Annotated in this window: 10 protein-coding genes; all 10 read left to right on the forward strand. The window is 37.0% G+C overall.

Features of this window, described 5'->3' with window-relative positions; all coding sequences use genetic code 11:
* Nucleotides 1-5: 5 nt before the first annotated feature.
* The 10 genes from ACWNMY_RS20225 (at nt 6) to ribF (ending at nt 12389) form a co-directional block, all read left to right on the forward strand.
* Nucleotides 6-4319: a PolC-type DNA polymerase III gene (locus ACWNMY_RS20225; RefSeq protein ID WP_449540044.1), complete on the forward strand. Its 4314-nt coding sequence runs from the start codon at nt 6-8 to the stop codon at nt 4317-4319.
* Between the two features lie 584 nt (nt 4320-4903).
* Nucleotides 4904-5377, forward strand: a complete 474-nt coding sequence (gene rimP / locus ACWNMY_RS20230; RefSeq protein WP_449540045.1) for a ribosome maturation factor RimP — start codon at nt 4904-4906, stop codon at nt 5375-5377.
* Nucleotides 5378-5595: 218 nt separating this feature from the next.
* Nucleotides 5596-6732: a transcription termination factor NusA gene (gene nusA / locus ACWNMY_RS20235; protein WP_449540046.1), complete on the forward strand. Its 1137-nt coding sequence runs from the start codon at nt 5596-5598 to the stop codon at nt 6730-6732.
* 11 nt (nt 6733-6743) lie between these two features.
* Nucleotides 6744-7022, forward strand: a complete 279-nt coding sequence (gene rnpM, locus ACWNMY_RS20240) for an RNase P modulator RnpM (protein ID WP_449540047.1) — start codon at nt 6744-6746, stop codon at nt 7020-7022.
* The gene (locus ACWNMY_RS20245; protein WP_449540048.1) at nt 7023-7325 is read left to right on the forward strand and encodes a YlxQ family RNA-binding protein; all 303 of its coding nucleotides are present in this window, start codon (nt 7023-7025) and stop codon (nt 7323-7325) included. It abuts the gene before it with no gap.
* 18 nt (nt 7326-7343) lie between these two features.
* Nucleotides 7344-9518, forward strand: coding sequence for a translation initiation factor IF-2 (gene infB, locus ACWNMY_RS20250; RefSeq protein WP_449540049.1), 2175 nt, complete (start codon nt 7344-7346; stop codon nt 9516-9518).
* Entirely contained in the window at nt 9515-9793 is a 279-nt protein-coding gene (locus tag ACWNMY_RS20255; protein ID WP_449540050.1) for a DUF503 domain-containing protein, read from the forward strand. The genes infB and ACWNMY_RS20255 overlap by 4 nt, the downstream gene beginning before the upstream one ends.
* Nucleotides 9794-9809: 16 nt before the next feature.
* Entirely contained in the window at nt 9810-10175 is a 366-nt protein-coding gene (gene rbfA / locus ACWNMY_RS20260; RefSeq protein WP_449540051.1) for a 30S ribosome-binding factor RbfA, read from the forward strand.
* A 75-nt stretch (nt 10176-10250) separates the two neighbouring features.
* A complete protein-coding gene (gene truB / locus ACWNMY_RS20265; protein WP_449540052.1) occupies nt 10251-11177 on the forward strand; it encodes a tRNA pseudouridine(55) synthase TruB in 927 nt (308 codons plus the stop codon).
* A 246-nt stretch (nt 11178-11423) separates the two neighbouring features.
* Complete coding sequence (gene ribF, locus ACWNMY_RS20270; RefSeq protein ID WP_449540053.1) at nt 11424-12389, forward strand: bifunctional riboflavin kinase/FAD synthetase; 966 nt, start codon at nt 11424-11426, stop codon at nt 12387-12389.
* Nucleotides 12390-12416: the final 27 nt, after the last annotated feature.

Consider the following 12416-nt stretch of genomic DNA (forward strand, 5'->3'; position numbering starts at 1 on the left):
CGAGGATGGAATTAACTCCACAGCAAAAAGAACGATTTATGGTATTGCTTCAACAGCTTGAATTAACAGATGATGCAATTGTCACTCATTTCGCAAATGCTGCGATAGAGAAATTAATCATAGACAAAGAAAAGAAAGCCTGGCATTTCTTTTTCTCATTTGAAAAAGTGTTACCACCTGATGTTATGCAATTATTTTCAACACAACTCCGATCGAAGTTCGCCCATATTGCATCTGTAACCTTTTCAATACATGTCCAGTCACAACATGTTACAGAGGAAATAGTACAAGCTTATTGGCCACTTTGCTTACAAGAGTTAGATGGTATTTCACCACCAATTCTTTCCTTATTGCATAACCAAATACCAACTCAATTAGGTTTTAAACTACAGATAAAAACTAGAAATGATACTGAGTCTATGACTATTAAGAAAAAGTATGCCCAAATGATTAGTGATGTGTATCAAAGTTTTGGTTTTCCTATGTTTCAGCTTGAATCAGAGGTAGAAGCCTCCAGCCATGAATATGAACAGTTCCTAGAGAAAAAGCAACAGGAAGATCAGGAAAAGGCAATGTTAGCAGTAGCTGATATGCAAAAGAAAGAGAAAGAAAAAGACCAAGCTAACACTGCTTCAGGTCCGATTACGATTGGCTATACAATCAAGGATGATGAAGATTTTAAAGAAATTAGCTCTATCCTTGATGAAGAACGAAGAATTGCTATTCAAGGGTACGTGTTCTTTGCTGAGACCCGGGAATTACGTAGTGGCCGTACTCTGTTAACCTTTAAAGTTACGGACTATACTGATTCAATTCTTGTTAAAGTATTTTCTCGTGATAAAGAGGATGTACATTTACTTCAGTCTATTAAAAAAGGCATGTGGGTACGAGTTCGAGGCAGTATTCAAAACGATACGTTTGTTCGGGATCTTGTTATGATTGCGAATGATATAAATGAAATAAAGCCTATGAATGAAAGAAAGGACACAGCACCTGAGGGAGAAAAACGTGTTGAACTTCATTTGCACACTCCAATGAGTCAGATGGATGCTGTAACCTCTGTTAGTCGATTAGTTGAGCAAGCCAAAAAGTGGGGGCACACAGCTATTGCTTTAACCGATCATGGTGGCGCTCAGTCTTTCCCTGAAGCCTATTCAGCAGCAAAGAAAAACGGAATCAAGATGATTTACGGTGTAGAAGCAAATTTAGTAGATGATGGAGTACCAATTGCCTATAATACAGCGCACCGACACTTAGAAGAGGATACGTACGTTGTATTTGACGTTGAAACAACTGGTTTATCAGCGGTTTACAACACAATTATCGAATTGGCTGCTGTTAAAGTAAAAAATGGTGAAATAATTGACCGCTTTGAATCTTTTGCAAATCCACACCATAGATTAAGTGCGACAACAATCGAACTTACAGGAATTACTGACGATATGGTTAATACTGCCCCTGAGGTTTCAGATGTCCTTATTAAATTTAAAGAATGGGCAGAAGATGCAGTGTTAGTTGCACATAATGCTAGCTTTGATATGGGATTTTTAAATGTAGGTTATAAAAGGTGCGGCCTTGGCCATGCAACCAATCCTGTAATTGATACACTTGAGCTTGCTAGGTTCTTATATCCCGACCTAAAGAACCATCGATTAAATACGCTGTGTAAGAGGTTTGATATTGAATTGACACAGCATCACCGTGCGATTTATGATGCAGAAGCTACGGGATATTTAATGGTGAAGTTACTAAAGGACGCACTCGAAAAGGAAATCCAATATCATGATCAATTGAATGATTATATGGGACAAGGAAAGGCGTATCAACGATCAAGACCGTATCATATGACACTTCTAGCTCAAAATGAAGTGGGATTAAAGAATTTATTTAAATTAGTTTCTTTATCTCATCTAAATTATTTTTACCGTGTTCCACGGATCCCGCGTTCTCAACTTCAAAAATTTAGAGAAGGTATTATTGTTGGGACAGCTTGTGATAAAGGTGAAGTATTTGAGGGAATGATGCAGAAATCACCGGAGGAAGTTGAATCGATTGCTCAATTTTATGACTATATAGAAGTTCAGCCACCTTCAAACTATAAGCATCTTCTGGAACTAGATCTCATTCAAAATGAGAGAGAACTAAAGGATATATTGAAAAATATTGTTAATTTAGGAGAAAAGTTGAATATACCAGTTGTTGCAACTGGCAATGTTCATTATTTAAACCCTGAAGATCATATATATAGAAAAATTCTCGTCAGGTCTCAAGGTGGGGCAAATCCATTAAATCGCCACACATTACCAGAGGTTCATTTTAGAACAACAAACGAAATGCTAGATTGCTTTCACTTCCTTGCAAAAGAAAAAGCAAAGGAAATTGTAGTTACGAATACACAAAAGATAGCGGATATGATAGACGATGTAAAACCTATTAAGGACGATTTATATACGCCTAAAATTGAAGGTGCAGAAGACGAAATTCGTAATATGAGCTATGATATGGCAAGAAGTATTTATGGGGACGACTTGCCTGAGATTGTAGAAAAGAGATTAGAAAAAGAGCTTACAAGTATTATCGGACATGGATTTGCGGTAATCTATTTAATCTCCCATAAACTTGTAAAAAAATCACTTGATGACGGGTATCTAGTTGGTTCTCGTGGTTCAGTAGGTTCTTCTTTAGTTGCAACTATGACTGAAATTACAGAAGTGAATCCACTGCCGCCGCATTATGTATGTCCAGATTGCAAGCACTCTGAGTTCTTTAATGATGGTTCGGTAGGTTCTGGATTTGACTTGCCTGATAAGGTATGTCCAAATTGTGGAGCAAACTATAAAAAAGATGGCCACGACATACCGTTTGAAACCTTCCTAGGATTTAAAGGTGATAAGGTACCTGATATTGACTTGAACTTTTCAGGTGAATATCAACCACGAGCCCATAATTACACGAAGGTATTGTTTGGTGAGGATTATGTATATCGTGCAGGTACAATTGGTACTGTAGCTGAAAAAACAGCCTATGGGTATGTAAAAGGGTATGCCAATGACAATAACCTAACGATGCGCGGTGCTGAAACGGATCGCTTGGTTTCAGGCTGTACAGGTGTAAAACGAACAACTGGTCAGCATCCAGGCGGAATCATCGTTGTTCCTGATTATATGGACATTTATGATTTTACTCCAATTCAGTTTCCTGCTGATGATTCGGGTTCTGAATGGAAAACCACCCATTTTGATTTCCACTCCATACATGATAATGTCCTTAAGCTTGATATTCTCGGGCACGATGATCCTACGGTAATTAGGATGCTACAGGATTTGAGTGGTATAGATCCGAAAACCATCCCGACAGATGATCCGGAGGTTATGAAAATCTTTAGCGGCACTGAATCATTAGGTGTAACTGAGGAACAAATTATGTGTAAAACTGGAACTCTTGGTATCCCTGAGTTTGGGACACGATTTGTTCGTCAAATGCTTGAGGATACGAAGCCAACTACTTTCTCTGAGTTAGTACAGATCTCTGGACTTTCACATGGTACAGATGTATGGTTAGGAAATGCGCAGGAGCTTATCCACAATAATATATGTACATTAAGTGAAGTAATTGGGTGTCGTGATGATATCATGGTATATCTAATTTACAAAGGTTTAGACCCATCATTAGCGTTCAAAATTATGGAATCGGTTCGTAAAGGAAAAGGACTTACCGATGAGTTTATCGAAGAGATGAAGAAAAACAATGTTCCGGATTGGTATATTGACTCTTGTTTGAAAATTAAATACATGTTCCCGAAAGCCCATGCCGCAGCATACGTGTTAATGGCTGTAAGGATTGCGTACTTTAAGGTGCATTTACCGTTACTATATTACGCAGCTTATTTTACTGTTCGTGCAGACGATTTTGATATCGAGGCAATGGTCCGAGGTTCAAGTACAATCCGAGCAAAAATAGAAGAAATCAATGCAAAAGGACTTGATGCTTCACCTAAGGAAAAAAACACATTGACCGTTTTGGAACTGTCTCTCGAAATGGTTGAACGTGGTTTCTCATTTAAAAAAGTTGATCTATATCGATCAAGTGCAACAGAGTTTATCATAGATGGAGATTCTTTAATTCCTCCATTCAATTCTATTCCCGGCTTAGGTACAAATGCTGCAATAAATATAGTCAATTCCAGAGAACAAGGTGAATTTTTATCAAAAGAAGACTTACAAAAACGAGGAAAGGTATCTAAGACAATCATGGAATACTTAGATAATCATGGATGCTTAGAGGCCTTACCTGAACAAAATCAATTATCCTTGTTTTAATATTATTCAGCAGAGTCCCCAATGTAAATGATGTGTGATGTATGCCATATTAAAGATATTTTACAAGGGGATTCAAATCCATTCTTAACAATGTTAAAGCTTCTTAAGGTAGCCTCGATTTTTTAAGAGGACAAGTTCGAAAATAACCTCAGTCGCAATTATTCCAAGATATATTTTGAAGTGCCAAGCACCATACGCTTTTAATTATATTTGCATATAAATAGCGATTATGTTATAGTTTTTATGGAAATGCTATGTATATTACTGGTAAAAGAGTGGGTCTTCCCACTCTTTATTATTTGGCTGAGGTAAAAACATTTGTGTAGCTTAGATTAACTTTATTCAGTAGACGATCTTTAGTGAATAAAGTTATAGCCTCTGGTAGATGCCAAGATTTTTCAGAGGTGTTTTTTCGAGCAGGCTCGGAAAAAAATCGGGTGCAAATACGCCACGGCGTATTTGATTGATGGAACTTCTCTATATTTTCCAACTGCCTCCCTGCTACTATAGCAGGGTGTTTTTACACTACTTAGGAAATACTAATGTATAAAACAACAATTCCTTATTAGCTAAGGAGGAAAAACATGAGTAAAAAGGTAACACAAATAGTAGAAGAATTAGTGATACCTATATTAACGGAATTACAAATGGAGCTTGTTGATATTGAGTATGTAAAGGAAGGAAAAGACTGGTTTTTACGAGTCTTTATCGATTCTGAAAAAGGAGTCGATATAGAGGATTGTGGAACAGTTAGTGAAAAATTAAGCGAAAAGCTTGATGAAACAGATCCAATTCCTTATAACTATTTTCTAGAGGTTTCAAGTCCAGGTGCAGAGCGTCCCTTAAAAAAGGATAGTGACTTCGAAAAATCAATTGGAAAACAAGTTTATGTGAAAACATACGAACCAATCGACGGTGAAAAGATTTTCGAGGGAGTATTATCCTCATTTGATGGAAACATCGTAACAATCGATGTAATGGTTAAAACACGGAAGAAAACAATCGAAATTCCGTATGACAAAGTTGCAAATGCAAGACTTGCTGTTACATTTAACTAACTTTATTCAGAAGAAGTCCCTTAGTTATGTGGGTGGATAAAGGCAATTAGAGTAACCAATTCAGTGGGGTTTAACCTTGGCTGAATAAAGTTAAAGCCTCCGGCGGATGCCACGATTTTTCAGAGGGAATTTTTCGAGCTTGCTCAAAAAAATCGGGCGCAAATACGCCAAGGCGCATTTGATAAGGTTTGAGATAATAAAGGGGGATTAGAAGTCAAATGAGTAGTGAATTATTAGATGCCTTAACATTGCTCGAGAAAGAAAAAGGCATAAGCAAGGATATTATAATTGAAGCAATTGAGGCAGCACTTATCTCTGCTTATAAGCGTAATTTTAATCAAGCTCAAAATGTAAGAGTAGATTTAAATTTAGCTAACGGTTCAATGCGTGTATTTGCTAGAAAAGATGTCGTGTCAGAAGTATTTGACCCACGATTGGAAATTTCCATTGATGAAGCTAGAACCATCAATCCAAATTATCAAGTGGAAGATGTAGTAGAAATCGAGGTTACACCAAAGGATTTTGGTCGAATTGCTGCTCAGACTGCAAAACAAGTAGTTACACAGCGAGTGCGTGAAGCAGAAAGAGGAGTCATCTATTCTGAATTCATTGACCGTGAAGAAGATATCATGACGGGAATTGTTCAACGATTAGACTCAAAGTTTATCTATGTGAGCCTTGGGAAAATTGAGGCATTACTGCCAGTTAATGAACAAATGCCAAATGAACGTTATAAGCCTCATGATCGAATTAAAGTCTACATAACAAAGGTTGAAAGAACGACAAAAGGACCGCAAATCTTTGTTTCAAGAACGCATCCAGGATTGTTAAAACGTCTTTTCGAAATAGAAGTTCCAGAAATCTATGATGGAACAGTTGAAATCAAATCAGTAGCAAGAGAAGCTGGTGATCGTTCAAAGATATCAGTTCACTCTGATAATTCAGAAGTTGATCCCGTAGGTTCATGTGTCGGTCCAAAGGGACAACGCGTTCAGGCAATTGTAAATGAACTTAAAGGCGAAAAAATTGATATTGTAAAATGGTCAGATGATCCAGTTGTGTTTGTGGCCAACGCGTTGAGTCCTTCAAAAGTACTTGATGTGATAGTAAGCGAAGAGGACAAGGCTACAACAGTTGTTGTTCCAGATTACCAACTATCACTAGCAATTGGAAAACGTGGACAAAATGCTCGATTAGCAGCAAAATTAACTGGGTGGAAAATAGATATTAAGAGTCAATCAGAGGCAGAACAAGCCGGAATTTACCCAAGAGAAGATTTTGGATTATTTGAAGATGATCAAGATGAAGAGCTTGTAGAAGAAACATTCGATTTGCAATCTGAAGAAATCGAGTGAGGTGATGAAAGATGGTAGGTAATAAAAAAATACCATTACGTAAATGCATAGCAAGTGGGGAAATGAAGCCCAAAAAAGAACTTGTAAGGATTGTACGTTCTAAAGAAGGTGATGTTTCAATTGACCTCACAGGAAAAAAGTCTGGTCGTGGAGCGTACCTCAGTAAGGATAAAGAATGTATAATACTTGCAAAGAAGAAGAACATTCTAGCCAATCAACTGAAAGCTAAAATTGACGATTCGATCTATGAAGAGTTACTGCAATTGGTTGAAAAGGAGAAACTTTCATAGATGGCAAATAATGAATGGATATCGTTATTAGGTCTTGCTAATCGAGCGAGAAAAGTAATCTCAGGAGAAGAACTAGTTGTAAAGGAAATACGCAATGGAAACGCAAAGTTAGTTCTCATATCTGAAGATGCATCAGCAAACACTACAAAAAAAATTACGGATAAAAGCACGTATTATAAAGTTCAACTTCGTACTGTCAGCGACCGTTACACACTAGGCCATGCCATTGGGAAAGAGGCAAGGGTAGTTGTCGCTATAACAGAAAGTGGGTTTGCAAAAAAAATTAATCACTTGCTCGATTAAATATTTGGGGGTGAACATATGAGCAGAATGCGTGTATACGAATATGCAAAAAAACAAAATATCTCAAGCAAAGAAGTTATTAACAAGCTAAAAGAGATGGACATAGAGGTTAAAAATCATATGGCAACAATTGAAGGAGATATTTTGAATAAATTGGATCAATCATTTGGAAAAAAGCCTGAAACAACTAAGGCTACAAGCGAACAAAATAAAAACAATAATCCTAAACCAACAGTGAATAATAACACTGCTACTAAAGTGGCTGACAAAAAAGAAGTTAAAAATAAGCCAGTACCTTCTAGAAATCAAGGACAAGGACAGAAAAAAGGTTTCCAGCAAAATAATAGAAACAATAACCAAAAGAATAAAAACAGACAAAAGGGTAATAATCGTCCAAATCAACAACAACAACCTGTGCAACCAAAGCCTGAAAAAAAATTACCTGAAAAGATTACTTTTATCGGTTCATTAACAGTTGGGGAATTAGCAAAAAAACTAGGCAAAGAACCTTCTGAGATTATTAAGAAGTTATTCATGTTAGGCGTTATGGCTACCATTAACCAGGAGCTAGATAAGGATTCAATCGAACTTATTGCATCTGAATATGGTGTCGAGGTTGAAGAAGAAATTGTTTTTGATGTTACAGAATTTGAACAGTATGTTGAAGATGACAACGAAGACGATTTAGTCGAAAGACCGTCAATTGTTACAATTATGGGACATGTTGACCATGGTAAAACAACTCTTCTTGACTCTATTCGTCATACGAAAGTTACTGCTGGAGAAGCTGGTGGAATCACACAGCATATCGGAGCATATCAGGTTGTGGATAATGGAAAGAAAATTACATTCTTAGATACTCCAGGGCATGCTGCATTCACAACAATGCGTGCAAGAGGTGCAAAAATAACTGATATTACTATCCTAGTGGTGGCTGCAGATGATGGGGTAATGCCACAAACAGTTGAAGCCATTAACCATGCTAAAGCTGCAGAAGTACCAATTATTGTGGCTGTGAATAAAATGGATAAACCAACTGCAAATCCTGATCGTGTTATGCAAGAATTAACAGAACATGGTCTTGTTCCTGAAGCCTGGGGTGGCGACACAATCTTTGTTCCTATTTCAGCGCTAACAGGAGACGGAATCGATAGCCTACTTGAAATGATTCTTCTAGTTGGTGAAGTTGAGGAATATAAAGCAAATCCAAAGAGAAGAGCTACAGGTACAGTAATTGAGGCTCAGCTTGATAAAGGTAGAGGTTCTGTTGCAACTCTATTGGTTCAAAATGGAACTCTACGTGTTGGTGACCCAATCGTAGTTGGAAACACATTTGGTCGTGTCCGTGCAATGGTTAATGATGTTGGCCGCCGTGTGAAAGAGGCAGGTCCATCAACTCCGGTTGAAATCACAGGTCTTAATGATGTACCACAAGCTGGTGATCAATTCGTTGTTTTTGAAGACGAAAAGAAAGCACGTCAAGTTGGGGAAGCTAGAGCTCAAAAGCAGTTAGTAGAGCAACGTGGCGATAAAGTGAAGGTAAGTCTTGAAGATTTATTTGAACATATTAAACAGGGTGAAATGAAAGAAATCAACCTAATTGTAAAAGCAGATGTACAGGGTTCTGTTGAAGCTTTAGCAGCTTCTCTTCAAAAAATTGATGTAGAAGGTGTTAAAGTTAAAATTATTCATACGGGTGTTGGGGCTATTAATGAATCAGATATCACCCTTGCTTCTGCGTCAAATGCGATTGTCATCGGATTTAACGTAAGACCTGATGTGAATGCCAAGCGTACTGCAGAAGCAGAAGAGGTAGATATCCGACTTCACCGTATAATCTATAAAGTAATTGAAGAAATCGAATCAGCAATGAAGGGAATGCTTGATCCTGAATTCGAAGAAAAAGTTATTGGTCAAGCAGAAGTACGTACGACCTTCAAAGTTTCAAAAATTGGAACCATTGCTGGAGCTTATGTAACAGATGGTAAAATTACACGAGATAGCGGAGTTCGCCTCATTCGTAATGGAGTTGTTATCTTTGAAGGTGAAATTGATACATTAAAGCGTTTCAAGGATGATGTAAAAGAAGTTGCAACAAATTATGAGTGTGGTATAACAATTGCAAAATATAACGATATTAAAGAAGGAGATATCATTGAAGCATTTGTCATGCAAGAAGTTGATCGTAAGTGATTGGCTTTGTTGAATGTGAATGTGTAATATATGATACCAATTCCTTAAAAGCAAAACGTTCAGTTTTACAAAGTGTCATCACTCGACTTAAGCAAAAGTTTAATATATCAGTTGCAGAGGTTGATTACCAAGATACATGGCAACGAACCAAATTAGCGATTGTTACTGTATCATCTAGCCGTAAGCAATCTGAACTCGAATTAAACAATGCTCTTAAGTTTATTGATTCGTTCCCTGAACTAGATCGAACAGTAACAGACTTTGAGTGGTTATAAACGAGGTGATAGTAGTATGAGTTTACGACCAAATCGTGTTGGAGAACAAATGAAAAAAGAACTAGGTGACATTATTGGCCGAAAGATCAAGGATCCTCGGATAGGTTTTGTAACTGTCACGGATGTTCAAGTCACGGGTGACCTTCAGCAAGCCAAAGTGTTTATCTCCGTATTAGGTGATGAAGAACAAAGGCAGAATACGTTAAAGGGTCTTGCAAAAGCAAAAGGCTTTATCCGCTCAGAAATTGGGCAACGTATTCGATTACGAAAAACACCTGAAATTCTTTTTGAATTTGATGAATCAATTGATTATGGAAATCGTATTGAAACACTCCTTCATGAAATTAATAAGCAACCTAATCAAGAATCAAATCAAGAATAAGAGGAGGATAGGCTTTTTAAAAAGCCTATCCCTTTTTTTCAATTAATTTTACGTAGAAAAGGGGAACGAGTCTAAATGGATGGTATTTTACTCCTAAATAAACCAAAGGGGATGACTTCCCATGATTGTGTATTCAAGGTCCGCAAATTAGTAAAGATGAAAAAGGTAGGACATACAGGAACCCTCGATCCGGATGTATCAGGAGTCTTACCAATCTGCCTAGGTAGAGCTACAAAGATTGTTGAATACATAACCGCTGCAAATAAAACCTATGTAGGTGAAGTAACAATTGGTTACTCAACAACTACTGAAGACTCTTCTGGGGAAAAAGTAAATGAAAAAAAGGTAGAGCGTCCCATAGTAAAGGATGAAGTGATTAAAGTACTTCAATCACTAACTGGCGAAATTACGCAAACTCCCCCTATGTATTCAGCTATTAAAGTTAATGGGAAAAGACTTTATGAGTATGCACGAAAAGGAATTGAAGTTGAAAGACCGTCCCGCAAGATAGTAATACATGAATTAACATTGCTTAGTGACATCCAACATAACGATGGAACTGTCACATTTCGATTTCAAGTAACTTGTAGCAAAGGTACGTATGTGCGAACTTTGGCAGTCCAAATTGGAGAAGAACTTGGTTTTCCAGCACATATGTCAGATTTAATACGTACAGCTTCTGGGGAGTTTACTCTTGAGCATTGTATAACACTTCAAGATGTAGAAAATCTAGTGCAAAATGAATCGATTCAGGACCATCTATTAACAATCGAAGACGCTCTAGCACATTTGCGGAAAATTTTAATTAATGATAAAGTAGCAGAGAAAGTAAAAAATGGTTCTGTATTACCCCTGCCTGAAGAACTGCATGATCTTAAGGTGGGAGAACCAATTGCAGTTGAACATAATAGGGAAATCCTAGCAATATACCAAAAACATCCAGAAAAGACACAATTGCTAAAGCCTATAAAAGTATTAGTGAATAATCAAGAATTAAAATAGGTATCCCTTATTCCACAAAAGTGGGATGAATGCAATAAGAGTTAATAGCTAAGTAGTAATTCAGATTAAATAAAGTTGTAAACTCCGGCGGATGCCTCGGTTTTTCAAAGGTAATTTATCGCACATAAGATCAAAGAGAACACCACTTCCTGTGGCAACGTCTTTGTGACCCACCTCGTGTGGGCCTAAAAATCGGGCGCAAATACGCCAAGGCGCATTTGATCTAGTAGAAAAGGTGAAATAGAAGTGAAAACGATTCGAATCTCTCATCCACATTCATTTAATAATTCGGATTTACCACCAACTGTTTTAGCGTTGGGATATTTTGATGGTTTACATTTAGGTCATCAAAAGGTTGTGGAAACGGCAAAGAAAGAAGCAGAAAAGCAAGGATTAACATGCTCTGTCATGACCTTTGACCCCCATCCATCAGTTGTGTTAGGGAAAAACGTAAACCATATAGAGTATATTACTCCGTTACAGCACAAAGAAGAATTATTTAAAGAAATGGATATAGATTATTTGTATATTGTGAACTTTACATCTGAGTTTGCAAGTTTATTACCAAAACAGTTTGTTAATAAATACATTATTGGTCTTAATGTAAAACATGTTGTGGCAGGTTTTGACTTTACCTATGGGAAATTCGGGAAAGGGACAATGGAGACTCTCCCCGAACATGCTGAAGGAAGATTTACACAGACAACTGTATCAAAATTAACCTTCAATCATGAAAAGGTTAGTTCCACTTTGATTCGTGATCTACTTCAAAAAGGAGAAGTAGATCAACTTCCAATGCTGTTGGGAAGATATTATACTATTCAGGGTACAGTTATTGATGGTGAAAAGCGTGGAAGAACAATAGGCTTTCCTACAGCAAACGTGAAAACAAATGAGGATTACATCATCCCTAAAATGGGTGTTTATGCAGTCCGATTAAAAGTTCGTTCTACATGGTATAATGGTGTATGTAATTTAGGTGTGAAACCTACATTCCATGAAAATGAAACAGTACCTTCCATTGAGGTTCATCTCTTTGATTTTAATGAGGATATCTATCAAGAGGATGTTATTGTTGAATGGCATAAGAGAATTCGGTCCGAAAAAAAATTCACTTCAATTGATGAATTAGTGAAACAAATTGGATTGGATAAGGAGCAGGCCCAGAATTACTTTGAAAATGTAGGCGAACATACTTGCTTTTTCTCATAATAAGTTGTATTCTAGATAAGTATGAAA

It is taken from the genome of Ferdinandcohnia sp. Marseille-Q9671, assembly GCF_976954385.1.

Coding starts and splice junctions, on each gene's coding strand:
- ACWNMY_RS20225 (WP_449540044.1), top strand. CDS start 6: ATGGAATTAACTCCACAGCAAAAAGAACGATTTATGGTATTGCTTCAA.
- rimP (WP_449540045.1), top strand. CDS start 4,904: ATGAGTAAAAAGGTAACACAAATAGTAGAAGAATTAGTGATACCTATA.
- nusA (WP_449540046.1), top strand. CDS start 5,596: ATGAGTAGTGAATTATTAGATGCCTTAACATTGCTCGAGAAAGAAAAA.
- rnpM (WP_449540047.1), top strand. CDS start 6,744: ATGGTAGGTAATAAAAAAATACCATTACGTAAATGCATAGCAAGTGGG.
- ACWNMY_RS20245 (WP_449540048.1), top strand. CDS start 7,023: ATGGCAAATAATGAATGGATATCGTTATTAGGTCTTGCTAATCGAGCG.
- infB (WP_449540049.1), top strand. CDS start 7,344: ATGAGCAGAATGCGTGTATACGAATATGCAAAAAAACAAAATATCTCA.
- rbfA (WP_449540051.1), top strand. CDS start 9,810: ATGAGTTTACGACCAAATCGTGTTGGAGAACAAATGAAAAAAGAACTA.
- truB (WP_449540052.1), top strand. CDS start 10,251: ATGGATGGTATTTTACTCCTAAATAAACCAAAGGGGATGACTTCCCAT.